Source organism: Pseudanabaena sp. BC1403 (assembly GCF_002914585.1).
In the GTDB taxonomy this organism is placed as follows: Bacteria; Cyanobacteriota; Cyanobacteriia; order Pseudanabaenales; family Pseudanabaenaceae; genus Pseudanabaena.
Genome location: NZ_PDDM01000005.1, coordinates 139,939 through 157,483, shown reverse-complemented (window position 1 = coordinate 157,483; position 17,545 = coordinate 139,939). Strand labels below are relative to the sequence as shown.

The window sequence follows — 17,545 nt, the reverse complement described above, 5'->3', positions numbered from 1 at the left end:
GAACAAGAGACTTAAGCCTCTTGCTTTACAATAAAAAATTACCCAACCCGTAAAGTTGCGCCCCTGCGGGGCGCAACTTTACGGGTTGGGGTAATTTTTGCACAAGCACTTATTGGTTTAGGTTGCAGCTTAAAGTGATGTAATTTTGAATCTATGCCTTAGCTTTAGTAGATCGTGATGTGGTTCTAGCAGAAGTACTTACAGTGTCAGGGCTAGATGCAGTCGATCGCTCAGATTTTGGCTCCGAATCAAGTATACTGACTCGCTCGTACTTCTCTTCGACCTTTTCTTCAGCTGCCTCGCGCAGTTCAGGTACAAACTCAGAACCTTTGAGTCTCATGCCTAGTTCAAATAGCAACTCCGCCATGTCATCTTTAGAAAGCTTGTCTTCCCGAAGAATTGAAAAATGGCGATCTAGTTCCTCTAAAACTAGTGTTCGTAGTTCACGATTATCATTTTGTAAATTATCTCTAGTTTGTGCGAGTTCATCCCGTAAAGCCACACGTTGAGCTTCAACAGTTTCGTCGAGGGTTTCAATACTATTGGTAAACTTGCGGTTGATGCGATCAAATTGTTGACGCAGGTCGGCGGCTTCTTCTTGAGTTGATGCACTAATCGATTTTAGTCGCTTATCAATGGACTCAACCGCAGCCCGTAACTCACTTGCTAAAACTGATTTTAAGTCGCTAAGGCGATCACGGACATCTTGCTGCATAGCTGCAATATCCGACTCAGCCTTATCTAACCGACTTGTGTATTCGCGCAAATGTGCGCCGAAAATGATATCGCGAATTTGATCAATATTGCCTAAACGTTCGCGGATCTCATCTCTGGTGATTTCACCCATTAGGTTACCTCTAGGAATGATTTGAACAGATATAAAGTTTTCGCCCCAAGGACGTGAATGCGCATCAGGTCTTTGGCTATAACCAATACACATAACCATAGCAAAGTCTTGCCATTTTTGCTGTGTTTTGAGAAGAGTGCCAGCAATTCTAATCATGAGCCCAATTTTGAGAGTTCCAGCGACTACGGTGCTGAAACTCTCAAAATTGAGTTTGATATATAAAGAGTGCTTTGCTTTCCCCTCTACATTTTCGGCGTTAATTTGGGTAATATAAACAAAGCAATGCTATTTGGCATAGCTACTATTAGCAAAATATGTCTGCGATCGCCCAATTACCATACAAAAAGCTACGCTGGCAGAGAAATAAAATCTCTTCGTTTGCCCGCCAACGTGAGGTGTTTTTAGCTTCATTTACATTTCTGTTTTTTATCTGGTGGGATAGGTTTTGGCAAAACGAAACATCTAGTACACGCAGCAAAAGAGCAGAATGGCTTGTCCGCAACATGCTTGAGCTGGGCCCAACATTCATCAAAGTTGGCCAATCACTGTCAACAAGGGTTGATTTATTGCCGCCCGAATACATTATTAATTTGGCTAAGCTCCAAGATCAAGTTCCTGCTTTTAGCATTAAGGAAGCTAGAGACATCATCGAACTCGAACTTGGTAAATCTCTTTACACCATCTACCGAGATTTTGATGAGATTCCGCTAGCAGCAGCCAGTCTTGGACAAGTGCATCGCGCTACGCTACATACTGGGGAAGAAGTTGTTGTCAAGGTGCAACGCCCAGGATTAAGAAAGCTATTCGATCTAGATTTGCTTACAGTTGGCAAACTTCTCAAGGTCTTTTATCGCTATTTTGCTTGGACTCGCAGATATAATCTCGAAGGTATTTTTGAAGAATTTTTTGCGATCCTCTATCAAGAAATTGATTATGCGATCGAGGGAAGTAATGCCGATCGCTTTCGCAAAAATTTTGAGGGCTATCCACGCATAGTTGTACCCAAAATTTATTGGGACTATTCCACCTCTATGGTTTTGACCTTAGAATATGTACCTGGCATTAAAATTGACGATCGCCAAGCCCTTGAAGCCTGTGGCTTAAATCCCAAAGAAATTAATCAATTAGGAATTTGCTGCTATCTCAAACAACTGCTTCAAGATGGATTCTTTCATGCTGATCCGCACCCTGGTAATTTAGCAGTTAGCCCTAGTGGAAGCTTGATTTTCTACGACTATGGCATGATGTCGGAAGTTAAAACCATGGCAAAAGATCAAATGGTGAAAACCTTCTTTGCTGTGTTGCGTAAAGACACCAATGAAGTCGTTGACACATTGATGAGCATGGGTTTCATCGAACCAGTTGCAGACATGAGTCCGATTAAACGCATGTTGAAATTTATTTTGGATCGTTTCACTGAGAGACCTGTCAATATTTATGAGTTTGAGCAGATTAAAGGGGAAGTGGTCGCCATCTTTGAGAAGCAACCTTTCCGCTTACCTCCCAAAATGACCTATTTGCTCAAGTCCCTAACTACCCTTGATGGCATTGCCCGAATTCTCGATCCAGAATATAACTTCACTACAGCTGCCCAACCCTTTGTGAAAAGTATCGTTCTCACGAAAGGTCGGGGCAATACTTTAGGAGCCTTGGCTCAACAAGCTAAGGACTTTCTGGTCTATCAACTCAATAAACCTAGTCGCATGGAGATTTTGCTAGAACGTTTGGAAGAGAGGATCGAGCGAGGTGAGTTGATGATTCAGGTCAAATCTTCCGAAAGCGATCGCACTCTCAAGCGGATTAACATTGCGGTTAAAGCTTTAATTTATGCCTGCTTAACTGGTTTCTTGGCTCTAGCGGGAGCCGTGCTATTAGTCGGTACGACAGCGTACACTGGTTGGGCGATCGCTGCATTTACAGGTTCTTTTTTCTCTGGATTTTCACTAATTCGTGCTCTAGTCCAGCTCTCAATTCGCGAAAAAATTGATAATATTGCTGAACAATAACAAGAGAGATGGTGCTTTGCACCATCTCTCTTGTTACTTGGGGAACCAAAATCTCCAGTCAGTATTAGGATTCGTTGGTGGTTTATACAAATCAGGATTGCCTGTAAATAGAACTTCAGCAATTAGAGGGAAACTCTCAGTTTGGCTCGGTAGACAATTCCAATCTGGATGATGCCACTCATCAAGGCATAAAATCTCAGTCAATCCAGCGGGAATAAACGTTCCATATTCTTCTCGATTAGCAAGTAACTCTTCACGATAGTTTTCTAATAACGCGATCGCAATATTTGGCTCATGCTCAGAAAATAAATCTGGACGCAAAATAATCTTCAACTCTGATAAAGGAATAGGCTTACCGCGCACAGTTACATGATAGTCATTAGGCATTTCATCATATTTGATTTGTCCTGTGATGAGGTGGCGATCGCTATCAAATCCTTGTTTTCCTTGTACGCAGTTACCAACGCATTCCAATATAGTCACTAATCCTTCGCCCGATGGCCACCAAGCAATCGAGTTAAATAGAATTAGCCATCGGTTATCATCTCGAAACGCCAATAATCTGGAAGAAATATAGTCAATATTCACATTACCAAAACAAGGCATATCAAACGCATCAAAACGGCGATCGAGAAATTCTAGAATTTGTTGTGGTGATTCCATATATGTTTGCGGCGATGAAGGCATTGCAAAGGAATGTCTCTATCTTATATCTTTGATAATTTTATTGATAACTGACTGTTGAGATTCGATGCTCTTTACTAGACGAAACTGGACAAGCGATCGCAATAGATTATGTTCAGGATGTTTGACATGAAAATAGATATTTCCTGCTAAATAATCGGTTAAAAAACGTAATCCCAACTCAAAGGTAATCACACGAACTGCATCATAGATATAGGCATAATCATGCTCCGTGAGAAAAGATTGCGCCATTGAAAGATATCCCTGCAAAATCCCTTGACAGAGTTCCGTATCAAATTGAACATCTTCCCATTGATTAGTCTCCTCTCCAGCAGGATTACATCCCGATCGTAAACAATCACCGATGTCATAATGTACTAATCCAGATTTCACCGTATCGAGATCAATCACACTCACTGATAATTTTGTCTGCCGATCAAACAAAATATTATTCACCTTGGGATCGCCATGCATTGTTCGCAATGGTAATTTCCCTGTCGCTTTCGCATCTTCTAAAATATATGCTAAGCCCTTGCGATCGCGTACAAATTGCAAACAATAATCAACTTCAGGCGATCGATTAAAATTGCCTGTAGCAAGAACTTCCTCATACTGGCGAAAATAGCACGGGGTAATATGAAACCCCTCCAAAGTATCCGCTAATCTCTCTGGCGCTAAATCACTAGTCAGATGATGGAACGTTCCCAAAGCATAGCCAACTTCTCGCACTTGCTCAATACTTTCCATAACATCAAAGGATTGAGAATCTGCAATAAAACTCAGCGATCGCCAGAACTCTCCACTTTCAGTTTGCCAATAGTCTTGACCTTGATCAGTTTGCAATACTTGCGGCACGTCCCATCGCCTATCTAGTGGCGAGTTTTTAATGCGATCGCGCACATGATTTGCGTAGGTTTGCATATTCTGCATGACTAACTTTGGTTCGCGAAATACCTTTGTATTTATGCGCTGCAAGATAAAAGACTTAGCTGATGATTCTTGCAAAGAAACTAAATAAGTATCGTTAATATTGCCACTGCCAAAGGGTTGAATGTCAGCAACTTGTCTCTTGGCAGAAAACTTGTGAGCGATCGCCATAATTTGCGATCGCTCAAATTTATCGAACTGATTGTTTTGATCCATAATTTTTAATTGATATAGCTATAGACACTTATGTTAAGACAAAAACAAAACCCAAAAGAGAATTGCGGCGCTTCGCGCCGCAATTCTCTTTTGGGTTTTAGCTATACCAGCAATACTTTGGCTAAGCATAGTGTCATTTTTTAGGTAATCTAGACAATCTATCTAAAAATTTACATTGAGGTGCATTGTTGACAAAGCCCCCACCAATTATTCCGTTCCAACTTGCTTCCCGTCCTCATGGGTTGGCTAGATGGATGCCAATTATCGCTGTGTTGAAAAACTATAAGCTCCCTTGGCTAATGCAGGATATCGGGGCTGGACTGGTGTTAACCGCAATTCTCATTCCCGCAGGCATGGGTTACGCCGAAGCCGCAGGCTTGCCTGCCATTTATGGGCTATATTCCACAATCGTCCCGCTAATTGCCTATGCCATTTTTGGACCTAGTCGGATTTTGGTATTAGGCCCTGACTCTGCGCTGATTCCCCTAATTTCTGCGACAGTACTGCCGCTAGCTAATGGTGCTCCACTGCGGGCGATCTCGATCGCAGGAGTGTTAGCAATTTTCTCAGGCATCATATGCGTTGTTGCGGGGCTTGCAAGATTTGGCTTTATTACCGAATTGCTTTCTAAACCAATTCGGTATGGATATCTTAATGGAATCGCTGTAACTGTTTTGATCAGTCAATTGCCAAAGATCTTTGGGTTTTCGGTGAATGGCAATACGATTTGGGAAGAACTGATCGGCTTGCTACAAGGGGTTCACGATGGCAAGACAAACTTTACCGCCTTGGCGATCGGTTTATCTTGTTTGCTGGTGATTCTAATTCTCAAGCGACTAACAACTAAAATTTCAGGGGTCTTGGTAGCGGTGGTGGCGGCAACGGTAGTTAGTTCGATATTTGAACTTTCGCAGCGATCGGGAATAGTTGTGGTTGGATCCTTGCCACAGGGCTTACCCGCATTCCAAATTCCCAATATCGCTCCTATTGAATTCAAAACTTTGTTTTCTAGCGCTTTAGCGATCGCCTTAGTATCTTTTGCCGATCTGAGTGTGTTATCGCGGACTTTTGCGATAAGAGGAGGGTATAAAGCCGATCGCAATCAAGAGTTAATTGCTTTGGGGATTGCCAATATTGCAGCGGGATTATTTCAAGGATTTTCAGTGAGTAGTAGTGCTTCGAGAACACCCGTAGCTGAGGCAGCAGGATCAAAAACGCAGATTACAGGAGTAGTAGGTGCAATTTGTATTGCCTTAGTTTTGTTGTTTGCGCCGATGTTGCTACAAAATTTGCCCCAAGCAGCTCTCAGCGCGGTGGTAATTTCGGCGGGGCTAGCCATTTTTGAAATTAGCGGAACTTTGCGTCTATTCCATTTGCGACGATTTGAATTCGTTTTGTCAATTGTTTGTTTTTGTGGAGTCGCAATACTGGGAGTAATTCAAGGGATTTTTGGTGCAGTCGTTTTGGCTTTACTTGCTTTTGTTTGGAGTGCATGGCGACCATATTCTGCGGTACTCGGTCGTATTGATGGCATCAAAGGCTACCATGATATCCAAAGACATCCTGACGCTAGGCAGATTCCTGGGTTAGTAATCTTTCGTTGGGATGCACCGCTGTTTTTTGCCAATGCCGAAATCTTTTGTGAGCGGGTGCTGAATGCAGTTGCCTCAGCACCAACGGTCACAAAGTGGGTATTAGTAGCCGCAGAACCTGTAACCGATATCGATCTTACGGCTGCCGATGCGATCGCTGAACTTGATAAAACTCTATGCCAAGCAAGAATAGAATTATGTTTTGCGGAGCTAAAAGGTCCCACCAAAGATCGGCTCAAACGTTACGGACTATTCACTAAAATTGGAAAGGACGATTTTTTCCCTACCATTGGTCAGGCTGTTGATATGTATTTGGAAGTAAATAAAGTGGAATGGCACGATTGGGATGAATAAACAAAAGAATGCGGCGAATGAATACCGTCAAATGCACCGCATTCTCTTGTTTTAGGACTTAATGGCGATCCAATCTTTTTTTAGTAATGTGACAAAAGTAGCAATACCTTTAGAAAAGCCGACTGGGTCTTGCATCGCATACTCGGGGAAATCTTCGTAGTGTCGCCATTGTTCCGCTGCATTATGACGTAAATGTAAGACACGTTCGCCATCTTCAAGCTTCCAAAGCATTTGACCGCCAGTTGGGATATTAGACATGGTCTCCTCCTGTTATGTTAACCAGAATTCTCAACATTGGCATGAGCTACCAGTTGTTATTCACAATTTTGGCGATCCCAATATTAAATTCTGTAAATATCGATACCTTTGGTATAGCCATTAGTATCAAACTAGTGTATAGGTGAACACTTCGAGTCTAACTATGTCTAGAGAGATAAATAGGCAGCATAAAGTGAAACCTATTCATTTTGGTTCTTAAGGCAGTAAATTTTCCATCGCTGCCCCAACTACTCGATAGTCGCTATCCTGTCTGAGAGTAGACATTGCTTCCTTTGCTTCAGGAGTATCAAACTGCATCAAAGCATAGGCAAGTCTGACTCGAATATATTCCAATTCCGAATCTTTGAAACTTAAGAGTTTTGCGAGTGCTGCATCAGACTGACGTGATTTAGATAAAGCCCCTAAGCCATCAATACAAGATTCTTTTACCCCTGCATCCTCACCTTCTAGACCAAGATTACAAATTTCCAAAACTTCTTCATAACATTCCATTTCTACTAGGGCCGCTAAGATACTACGACGCACTAGCCAGTGAACATCCTTGACAAAAGCTTGAACTAGATGGGAAGCAGAAATTCGATCAAAGAGAGATAGCGAGTTTGCGGCCTCTGCCCTGACATTGGGAGTATTGTCAAAGCGCATGATTTGAAGCAGTGCAGCAAAGGATTCTGATGTTTTCTGTCTACCGAGTTCACGAGCAACAAAGGTACGCACTAAAAATTCTGGATCTTTTATCTGTTCCATTAAGATGGGAACGGCAATATCTGCTGAATAATCTTTAAGGGTTGCGATCGCTTTAATCCGATATTGAAAATCAGGATTTTGGAGATCGGTTTCGATTTGAGTGAGATCCATGGGATGAGATACTTCGATAGGATAACAATACTTTAATTAAACCTTTTAACTATGTCTCAATTTCAACTGAGTGATAAAGTTCGCGAGCTAATTAAAAAATCACGAATAGTAAGTTTTACAAATTTACAGGATGCCTACCCTATTGAAGTAATTCAGTGCTTGCAAGCTGCCGATGATCAAAGTCGCTATCTTACGGATCAAGATTTACAACAGATGCAAGAGCTTGCTCCAGCGATCGCAAAGTTTATTCCTATTGTGCAGCTTCTGCGCGATCGCGTTAATGACATCATCGACGAAGCCAGAGCCGAGGTTTTACAGGCATTTCCCAAAATCACCCAAGAAGGCGGCGGGTTATATCCTGCTGAGAGAGCAAATGCTTGCTGGCGAGATTTCTGGCATTTTTTGCGGTGCATTACTTACGGCATCGCCGAACAGCGTACTGACTATCTAAGTGCAGAGGGTTTGCAATATATGAACCTGTTGTATCAAGAGTTACAAGTACCGCTAGATGCTATGGTTGTGGGTTTAGAGGGGATTAAGACTGCAAGTTTAAAACGTTTGGAATCAGAACAAAAATCTGAATTAGCTCCATATTTTGATTGCTTGATCGATCAGCTAAAAATGTTTGCATAAAGTATTTGCCGTGAAAAAAGCGGCAAATACTTTATGCAACCGAATCAAATAACATCGTGGTCATGTAGCGATCAGCCCATTCTGTGCCAAAGGATTTTTCTAGCACCCGACGAGTTTTGTCGTTTTGTTGTTGCTTTTCGCAATAATATTGCTGACCAGCGATCGAGCTTGCCACTTCAAGATCAGAAGTCAGAGGCTTGGTTGCACTGGCTATTTGGCAATGGATCGTCAAAAAGTCTCCCACTCGTTGCAAAAATGCTTGCTCTTCCAGTGCACCCATTGGACGCACAAACAAACAAAATTCCGAGAAAATATCTGCCCATTCTGGCAAAGCACGGGGCTGCGAGAAGTTGAGATCAGGTAATGCAGACAAGGCTAGATTGTATACAACTGGGAGCGATCGCTCGGTATTTACAGGCGAAAGATCAGCGATCGCAGCACTAATTGCTCCACCACGACCACCAACAATATCAGCTCCAAATATGGGCAAAGCATATTCGGGATTAGGAAACATCACACAATGCAAAATATCCAGCCCGTTGCCAACTTGAGCTAGTTCGAGATGCAGCTTACGAAATTGGGGCGCTTGATAGCAAAGATTTTCGATCACCAGCTTTTCTCCTTCCAGATGACCCTCAATATAGCCAAGTCCCTCTGGGACTCTATAGGGGGATAGCTCTAGATTGGTTTGCCATACTTTTTCGATGCATTCAGCTAACTGGCAAATTAAAGCATGTTGGCGGTTTCGCAATGATGCTGGCATAAACATTCGATATACGTTTCTATTTGAGTATAGAACGGCGATCGTAAAAACTCTACAAGAAATAAAAAGCTTTGCAAAGTAAAGTTTTTTAAAATCAGCACTCCTGATAAAAAACAATTTGAGGGATTCCAGCGCCTCCGACGCTGGAATCCCTCAAATTGTTTTTTAGAAAGTCCGCTGTATGCAGACTTTCTAAAAAACAATTTTTAAAATGAAAATTGCTATTTTAAAATTATTTAGTGTGGTAAGTGTCAAAATAGTTTTTAAAGTTGCGAGATTGAGGCGAAATGATGTCACTAAAAGCTGGCAAAGAGGCTTTATTGCGAAAGCACTACACTGAGGCGATCGCCATCTTGACTGAATATAGCCAAGAGAGTACCGATCTAAGCTCTAAAGACTATATACAAGCCCAAATATGGCTAGTTTCAGCATACAAAAAAACGGGGCGTGCCGATAAAGCGATCGCTATTTGTGAGCAATTAGCAACAACTTCTGACCCACAGTTGCAAAAATGGGCGCAAAAATCCTTAATTACACTTCAGAAGGCGCTTGATGCTCCAACTGATGATCGGATCAAGCGGAATGAAGATGTCGCCTCGGTCATCAAATCAGATCCTCGTCGTTATCGCAAAAAAGACGTTACCTTATCGCTTCCCTCTCGTTATACATATTTTCTGATTGCGGCGATCGTGTTGACGATCCTTGCAATTATCGGTTTGCAATTTTTAATTGGTTATGGAATTTCGCGAATTTTTACAGATTTTTTCTCTGAAGCTTGGCTAACAACAACGGCGATTATTACAACGATATTCAGTATTTTGCTGTTCTTTATGTCGCCTTGGATTATCGACATTACACAAAAGCAATATCATCGTATTCAATGGATTACGCTTGCCGATCTAGATGAAAAAAGTCCTGAATCTGTGGAAATCATTGAGAACTTTTGTGAAAAGTACAATATTTTTGTGCCACGACTGGGATGGATTGAAGATGATGCTCCTGTGGCTTTTACCTATGGCGTAATATCCAACTCAGCTAGAATAGTGGTCAGTCGTGGGTTATTTGAGTGTCTAGATGATGACGAAATTGCAGCGGTTTATGCCTATCAGCTCGGTCGGATTCGGAACAAGAGTTTTGCAGTTTTGACTTTTGTTTCTGCGCCCGTTCAAGTTCTCTATTACATCTATGTCCTCCTTAGCCGCCAAAGCTATCGTGCTAAAAGTGCTAAGCAAGTCTGGCAAGTCGTTGCTACCTTTGCCAATATTCTTTACTCTCTTAGTAATTATTTGTTGGTTTGGCTTTCTCATGCGAGTACGATTGTCAGCGATCGCTTTGCCGCAGAGCTAACTGGGAATCCCAATGCACTGGCAAGGGCGCTCCCAAAAATGGCGCGGCAGATGTTGCCTTACAATCAGCCTGCCATGCCCACCAATCGGCTTTTAGAATCGACAAGAGCAATTGGCATCTGCGATCGCCAAACCATGACTGCGATCGGGCTAGCGATGGAAATTGCCCATTCAGGACAGACCGATCAAGATCCCTATCGAGTATTTCTCTGGGAACTCTTTAATCCTTGGCGGCGTTGGCTAGAAATTCATTCTACTCATCCATTGGTTGGAAAAAGAATGAAATTTTTGGCTGGATATTCCAAACAATTGGGGCTGTTAACAGAATATGATTTTGCGGAACTATTAAAGGAAGAGAAGAAACTTAATAAAAAGCTTTTATATCGAAATTTTTGGCGCGATTTATTAATTCAAGTCTCCCCAGTTGTCGGTGTTGCGATCGCAATCATTGCTGCGATGCTGTTATCACAATTATTTAACCGATGGTTATTACTCAGCCTATCAATGATTGGTTTAGGTTTAGGTTTTATGCTGCAAGGCAGTTTACGCTATCCAGATTTTCGCAAAGTTGCCGACACCGATCTGGTGAGCTTACTGATCGATCCCTATGCCAGCTATGTCCAAGGCATTCCTGTGCAAATCCCAGGCGAATTACTAGGCTATGGCACTGATGAATTTTATATTGGCTATTCGATGCGGTTGGAAGATCAAGGCGGTTTGGCTTTTATTAACTACATTCCCAATTTCCGTCAATGGATTATCGATCCTTCTAATACAATCAAGAATCTAGAAATCCTCTGCGATCGCTCCGTAATTGCGACAGGCTGGTTTCGACGTGGTAAGTTCCCAATTATTGATCTATCAACGTTGCAACCAATCATGGAGGATCGCCCCAAGCAACGCGCCTCTCTTACCAGTTATCACCAGTTCTGGAACAATATCGGCAGTTCAATTCTAGTTTTGATGGGTTTATCTCTTTTACTATTAACTTCTAGATTGTTCTAAAATCTGAAGTTATACCAAAACACAAAGTGGCGCAGCCATTTTGTGTTTTTCAAACCCTTACATGGTTTTTAATTTACAGAAGTGTTGTCACACTTTTGTGAATTGGTATTATGGCAATGATTGAGTTAGTTAGGATAAATAAAATTCCAAAATAGTAATGGCGGCGCTTTGCGCCGCCATTACTATTTTGGAATTAGGGTAGGGGGAATCTCTATGATAGTAAGAGGGCTTTAGCTCTTTAAAATTGTGGTTTAGTTGGCTGTGGAGTGATAAAAATAGCGATCGCATTATGTACAGGTGCAATCTCAGTTATAGGACGATTGAGAATCTCACCGCCAAGAAATAGGCTCGAAGAACTACCGCCATCAAGATTAAGAGCATCAACTGCTCCCATCTTTTTGAGAACTTCCGCAGTTTGCAAAAGATTTGGGGCAATTCCTTCTGGGGCTGCTTGGACAGTAGCAAGAATTAGTTTACCCTTCTCTTTAGTAGTAGCGATCGCACTGCGATTAGCTGCTTGAGTATCAAATCCCGCTTGGAATTGTTCTAATTTTCCATCTAGAGATAGACTGCCATTTTTGAGGAGCAACGGCCCTGCTCCAATCAAATTGGCGAAACTGGCAAACTTATCAGGGATAAAAGCTTGACGACCGCGAACAGTCATCCCTACAGGTAATTTTTTGGCTGCTTCAGGAGTTTGTCGCGCCACTAAAATATAGCCATCGCTGGGGATGGCTATCTCTCCAACTCCAACTGCATTGCCTTGATATTGGGCAACAACCCGTTCACCACGCACCACGATTAAAAGCTCATTTTCGGTAAGTGGAGAGTATACACTGCCCCAATTAGGAGTGTAGCGAGCAATGCCTCTTTGCACATAGCCACTATTGAGATTAGTAAGTGCGATGGTTTCTTGACTTGCTGTGCTAATCTCTTCTTTGAAATTGAGTCGATCAACAAGGGTTTCTCCTTTCTCATTCCAAGCGATCGCCCCTCTAACCAATGCGGTTCCTGCTAACCAGCGATTGCCTTCCCGAATTGCGCCAACGGGCAATTTCCGAATCCGATTAAAAAATCCGCCATTAATTGCTCCCACTGCTTGCGCTTGTTGCACCATTTGCGGAAGAGGCATTAGACCTAAGATTCCATTTGGCGATCCATCAGGATTACTCCAAATTGGACGTAATTTTAATCGTGGTGATTTCAAATCAACTTCTAAAGCTGTAACTGAAAACTTAATTGTTTTAGGATCTTTATCTGTTTTCGGTTTGGTGGGAATTTCTACAACTCGCTCAATCCTTCGCAACCCTTCCGCCCATTGTACCGTTAAGCTCGGTGGAATATAGTCGCGCCGTAAATCAATCACAATCTTGGGTGTCGGACTACTCAGCATCTCGATCGCAGGATTAATAGATTCATTCATTTGAATCTGAATCTGGGTTAATTTACCTTGTGGCTGCACATTAACCGACTTCACTAAATTCCCTGCGATCGCATTCAAGCCAATGGGCAACCCAGATGCTACTTCAGCGGATACAAATACCGTAATCACATTGCCTTGCTGAGTAACGCGCCAAGGAGTGCGGCGATTTAGATCAATTACAATGCGATCGCCCCAAGACTGCTTACTGCGTCGGACAGCTTGCATTGCAGCATCAGGGGTGTAAATATTCAGAGCATTTCCCGCGATTTCCGTCCGCCATTGCTCTGCGAAAGGCGCAAGATCGAGATAACGAAATTGCCCTGTATTGTCGAAAGCAACCTGCGAAAATGTGGGGGTAGAAAACCATCGCAATCTTTGGCGATCGGCTTTATCCGAATCCATCATCTGCACCCCTAAACCACCTGTCAGCCAGTCCTCCTGCACAAACAGGCTTTGCTGCCCTTGTTCTACTCTCCTGATCCAACGCCCTGACCAAGGCTGTCCATTTAATTGAATTACAGTTCCACTATCGGGTATGGTCGCCGAGGGGGCGCTGTCAGCAATTAGAAATTGGCAGCTAACAGCAACAAGAAAGGGAATTAGCGTTTTACGATATGTCATGGTCATAGTGCTAAACGAGGATTAATTTGAAAAATATTGAGCCACTTCGTGGCTCAATATTTTTCAGGGATAGCTTAAGGCGCAGGATTAAAATATTGTGCGTGAACGGTGTCTATTTCAGCCAAAATCTCATTATTTAACTGAATACTAGCACTGTCGATATTTTCCTTGAGTTGTTCCATCGTCGTTGCACCAATAATCGTACTAGCTGTAAACCAACGACCTCGAACAAATGCTAGCGCTAATTGGGACAATGGCAAATCATATTTTTTGGCGATCGCAGCATACTCTGCTGTTGCTGACTTAACATTCACCTTGTTATAGCGCTGCCCAAAGTTAGGAAATAGATTTATACGAGTATTTGTTGCCGAACCTTGAACATACTTGCCAGACAAATACCCAAATCCAAGTGGACTATAAGCTAGCAAACTCACTTGCTCCCGATAACAAGCTTCAGCAAGGTGGCTATCAAAGGTGCGATTGATCAAGTTGTAAGCATTTTGGATCGATAAAATCTTTGGTAAACCAAGCTGTTTTGCAGCATGGCTAAATTCACAGATCCCCCACGCAGTCTCATTGCTGACTCCTAAATGGCGAATTTTACCTACTTGAATTAATTCAGCAAAGGTTTCTAGTTGTTCAGCAATAGTGACTATTTCTCGCTCTTGCTGAGGATCGAAGGCAACTTGACCAAACATCGGTACGTTGCGATCTGGCCAATGAATTTGATAAAGATCAATATAGTCTGTTTGTAATCGCTTCAAGCTGTCATCTACGGCTTGCAAAATATTTTTGCGACTAAGTGCTGCGATCGCATCATCCCGTAACCACTTGTAATTGCGTCCTGTTCCAATAATTTTGGTCGCAATAATTAACTTGTCGCGTTGTTGCTTAATATGCGGTTGGGCTAACCATTCACCAATATATTTTTCTGTCCTACCTTGAGTCTCAGCCTTGGGTGGGACTGGATACATTTCCGCAGTATCAATAAAGTTTATTCCCTGTGCGATCGCATAATCTAGTTGCTCATGGGCTTCAGCGATCGTGTTTTGCTGACCATAGGTCATTGTCCCTAAGCAAATTTCGGACACCAAGAGTTCACTTGAGCCAAGTCTATTGTATTGCATGGTTAAAGCTACATATATACCGCAAACATAACAATACTATCCAAAACCCAAAAATGGGAAAGCTGCTTTGCAGCTTTCCCATTTTTGGGTTTTACCAAAAAACAAAATATGTCATATGCTCAAATTAGTGTTATAAAGTTCGCAAACTAGACGCAACCAATTAAGCCAATTAAAAAAATTAGTGCCAAACTTAGTCCCTAACGTTATTCCAGATGGCATTGTTACGAGGTGATTTCTTAAAATGGAGAACAATAATATTCGTAATAGTTCTTACGAGCAGACCCTCGCGGGAGTCACCAAGGACTTGTCAGATCTGCGGGCAAATATCTTGGGCAAGCTCAGCCGTGAAATTTTGATTTTACAAGCTCAAAAAAATGCCCTAACTGATGACATTCAGCGCCTCCAGTCTCAACGCAAAGAACTAGAGGTCTTAACTGTTGCACAGCAAGGGATGAATCAACAAGAAATCCAACGTCAGCAATGGATTGAGCAACTTGCCCAAGCGATTACTTTTCATCTTAAGAATGATGTGATCGTTACAAACTCAAAGGTGCTTAGCGATCACTCCGAAAATTTTGAGCAGTTAATGCTAAATCTTGATGGTGCTATTCGTGCCACATTCCAGTCCTTGCAACGGGATGTGGATACCTATCAGCGAGATCTTGATGATCAGATGCAGCGCATGTACACGCAGAGACAGCAAGGCGAGCTAATGCTCTCGGCTCTTGTTGAAAGAATTGATGAATATTTACGGCGATCTTCGGGCGATCGCTCTGGTGGGGGATATATAGCTGGAAATCCACCAATCAACTTCACTGGGACATCTGGTTTTGCGGGGGCGATTGGTACTAATGGCAACAGCACAGCCCCTACTGCTCCTAACGGCAATGGTAATTACAATCAGATTCAGATTCCCACATTTCACAGCAGTCAATTTAGGCAATATGACCAAAATGACACGCACCCCTATACAGGTGATCCTACTGAACCATTTAACTCTTTAGAGTCAGAACCTCCCATAGTTCAGCCAACTAAACGTCTTAATGATTGGTGGGTTGGATTTATATTGGTCTTGGGGGCTTCGGTGGTTTTGTCATTGCAGAATATTTTGGTAAGAGTAATTTTCTCGAACTCCAATATTTTGGGAATATTTAGCTTTGGTGGATTGATTAAACCAAGCATCCCCAACTCCTTCATTTTGTTGCTGTTGCGAATGTTGTTTGCTACACCGATTATGTGGATGGTTGCTAAGTTCATTTTTCGGGTAGATGTATTACGAGACTTTCAGCAACTACTTACCCCTAACCGCAGATTATTATTCTGGCGGGTTTCCTTTAGTGCTTTATTACAATTTGCTTCCTTTGCATTTATTTACCTTGCTCTAGGCATTTTGAAGCCAAGTCTGGCTGTAACACTATTCTTTATTTTCCCAACCGTTACCGTTTTGATGGCTTGGTTCCTATTTGGCGATCGCCCTAGTAAGGAGCGCTGGTTTATCATTGGCGTAATCTATTTGGGCATCATGCTGACCAATAATATTTTGGGGGGCATTAAGCCTGAAACATGGGGCGTAATTTCGGCAGTATCTTCAGGTGTAGCTTTTGCAGGCTATATCATTACCTCACAGGCTTGTTTCAAACAACTAAATCCTGTTTCATTTACGTCTATTAACTTCGCTATCATCTTGTTGCTTTGCCTAGGTACACTACCCTTCACATTAGCTTCAATTTCTCTCAATGGTTCGCTAGTATTCATGTGCTTCTTGATTTCTATGACCACTTTGGGTGGTTATCTATTAACCAGTTTTGGTACAAAGCTCATGGGTGCTGCCCAAGCATCGATTATTAGTGCTAGTGGCCCTGTATTTACTACATTTTTAGCATTCACAATTTTGGGTGACAAACTAGATCCGATGCAGATATTTGGGGTGTTTCTGGTTACGGGTGGAGTAGGTTTACTCAGTTTGCAAAATATTTACAAGAAGCCTGCTAAATGAAAAAGGTGAATTCGTGCGAAGTGTCCCTTCACCTTTTTGATCTAAAATCCTGTAAAGTAGCTATTACAAGTCCTTAGGGATAAAAGTGGTCAACCAGTGGTCAAAACCTCACATCATCAAGATCAAGAATCAACAACATCAACATCGCAAGCTCATCAGGTAATGCGATCGCTTTGGTTTGGGCTAGCTCGCAAACAGGGTTTACCAGTTTGGGCTTTGTTGGCAATTTTTCTTGTGCTGCTGCTGCTGTGGAATTGGCAACTAATTGCAGCAACTAGTGCAGGGATATTCGCTATGACTGCGGTCTATGTGATGCAGGACTGGAACTGGAATGTAGTTCTATGGCGAATTCAGAAGTTTTTGCAAAGCCCCTATCGACATTTGCCCCTATCGGTTGCTAGTGGGACGGTGACAGTTTTTCTGACCTATACTGTATTAGCAGTATGGTCAAATCAAGAAAATCATTGGTTAGCATCAGCTAACATTTTGCAGCTAGGCGCAACTTTAGGAATTTTGGTACTGCTAGTTCGTCAAGCTTTTAAACAATGGTTGCAACGTCAACAAGATAATTTTGACCAGCTCATTGCTCAGCTTTCAGTAAATGATGATCTGGCGCGACTAATTGCGATTAAGCAGATCAATCAATATGTGCAAAACAATCGGCTACCTGTAGCTCAAGAAAGAGCGATCGCTGATTATTGTCAGATATTGCTTAATCGGGAAACAGAGACAACCATGCAAGAAGCAATCTTTGAAACTCTAGAATCTTTGCAATCGATTACTGACAAACCTGCACTAAAACGATCAGCTTCAGCTACCCATATTAACTGATGTTATTTGTGACGCTCAGCGCTCCAAAAAACATTGCTCT

Annotated in this window: 14 protein-coding genes; 6 read left to right on the top strand and 8 right to left on the bottom strand. The window is 42.2% G+C overall.

Features of this window, described 5'->3' with window-relative positions; all coding sequences use genetic code 11:
* Positions 1-151: 151 nt before the first annotated feature.
* Positions 152-1,003 (bottom strand): hypothetical protein, encoded by an 852-nt coding sequence (locus tag CQ839_RS06960; RefSeq protein WP_258040649.1) that lies wholly within the window; start codon positions 1,001-1,003, stop codon positions 152-154.
* A gap of 158 nt (positions 1,004-1,161) precedes the next feature.
* Here CQ839_RS06960 and CQ839_RS06955 point away from each other — a divergent pair, with 158 nt between their 5' ends.
* Positions 1,162-2,853, top strand: a complete 1,692-nt coding sequence (locus CQ839_RS06955) for an AarF/ABC1/UbiB kinase family protein (RefSeq protein ID WP_103667551.1) — start codon at positions 1,162-1,164, stop codon at positions 2,851-2,853.
* A gap of 33 nt (positions 2,854-2,886) precedes the next feature.
* Here CQ839_RS06955 and CQ839_RS06950 read toward each other — a convergent pair whose 3' ends face one another.
* Positions 2,887-3,516 carry a DUF7003 family protein gene (locus CQ839_RS06950; protein WP_103667550.1) on the bottom strand — a complete coding sequence of 210 codons (630 nt, stop codon included), beginning with the start codon at positions 3,514-3,516 and terminating at the stop codon, positions 2,887-2,889.
* 39 nt (positions 3,517-3,555) lie between these two features.
* A complete protein-coding gene (locus CQ839_RS06945; protein ID WP_103667549.1) occupies positions 3,556-4,680 on the bottom strand; it encodes a phosphotransferase enzyme family protein in 1,125 nt (374 codons plus the stop codon).
* Between the two features lie 254 nt (positions 4,681-4,934).
* Between CQ839_RS06945 and CQ839_RS06940 the strand changes: the two genes are divergently transcribed.
* Positions 4,935-6,626 (top strand): sulfate permease, encoded by a 1,692-nt coding sequence (locus tag CQ839_RS06940; RefSeq protein ID WP_103667548.1) that lies wholly within the window; start codon positions 4,935-4,937, stop codon positions 6,624-6,626.
* A gap of 51 nt (positions 6,627-6,677) precedes the next feature.
* Here CQ839_RS06940 and CQ839_RS06935 read toward each other — a convergent pair whose 3' ends face one another.
* Both CQ839_RS06935 and CQ839_RS06930 read right to left on the bottom strand, forming a co-directional pair.
* Positions 6,678-6,884, bottom strand: coding sequence for a hypothetical protein (locus CQ839_RS06935; RefSeq protein WP_094535358.1), 207 nt, complete (start codon positions 6,882-6,884; stop codon positions 6,678-6,680).
* Positions 6,885-7,100: 216 nt separating this feature from the next.
* Positions 7,101-7,760 (bottom strand): HEAT repeat domain-containing protein, encoded by a 660-nt coding sequence (locus tag CQ839_RS06930; protein ID WP_103667547.1) that lies wholly within the window; start codon positions 7,758-7,760, stop codon positions 7,101-7,103.
* A gap of 51 nt (positions 7,761-7,811) precedes the next feature.
* Between CQ839_RS06930 and CQ839_RS06925 the strand changes: the two genes are divergently transcribed.
* Positions 7,812-8,393 (top strand): phycobilisome protein, encoded by a 582-nt coding sequence (locus CQ839_RS06925; RefSeq protein WP_103667546.1) that lies wholly within the window; start codon positions 7,812-7,814, stop codon positions 8,391-8,393.
* Positions 8,394-8,424: 31 nt separating this feature from the next.
* Here the strand turns inward: CQ839_RS06925 and CQ839_RS06920 are convergent, their stop codons facing one another.
* On the bottom strand, positions 8,425-9,156 hold the full coding sequence (locus tag CQ839_RS06920) for a phycocyanobilin:ferredoxin oxidoreductase (RefSeq protein WP_103667612.1): 732 nt from the start codon (positions 9,154-9,156) through the stop codon (positions 8,425-8,427).
* Between the two features lie 287 nt (positions 9,157-9,443).
* On the opposite strand from CQ839_RS06920, the gene CQ839_RS06915 reads away from it, so the two are divergent.
* Positions 9,444-11,507, top strand: a complete 2,064-nt coding sequence (locus CQ839_RS06915; RefSeq protein WP_258040647.1) for a zinc metalloprotease HtpX — start codon at positions 9,444-9,446, stop codon at positions 11,505-11,507.
* A gap of 238 nt (positions 11,508-11,745) precedes the next feature.
* Here the strand turns inward: CQ839_RS06915 and CQ839_RS06910 are convergent, their stop codons facing one another.
* Entirely contained in the window at positions 11,746-13,551 is a 1,806-nt protein-coding gene (locus CQ839_RS06910) for a phosphodiester glycosidase family protein (RefSeq protein WP_258040646.1), read from the bottom strand.
* 74 nt (positions 13,552-13,625) lie between these two features.
* Positions 13,626-14,678 carry an NADP(H)-dependent aldo-keto reductase gene (locus CQ839_RS06905; protein ID WP_103667543.1) on the bottom strand — a complete coding sequence of 351 codons (1,053 nt, stop codon included), beginning with the start codon at positions 14,676-14,678 and terminating at the stop codon, positions 13,626-13,628.
* Positions 14,679-14,919: 241 nt separating this feature from the next.
* Here CQ839_RS06905 and CQ839_RS06900 point away from each other — a divergent pair, with 241 nt between their 5' ends.
* Both CQ839_RS06900 and CQ839_RS06895 read left to right on the top strand, forming a co-directional pair.
* Entirely contained in the window at positions 14,920-16,674 is a 1,755-nt protein-coding gene (locus CQ839_RS06900) for a DMT family transporter (protein WP_103667542.1), read from the top strand.
* Positions 16,675-16,770: 96 nt separating this feature from the next.
* Positions 16,771-17,505 carry a hypothetical protein gene (locus CQ839_RS06895; RefSeq protein ID WP_103667541.1) on the top strand — a complete coding sequence of 245 codons (735 nt, stop codon included), beginning with the start codon at positions 16,771-16,773 and terminating at the stop codon, positions 17,503-17,505.
* Positions 17,506-17,545 lie beyond the last annotated feature (40 nt).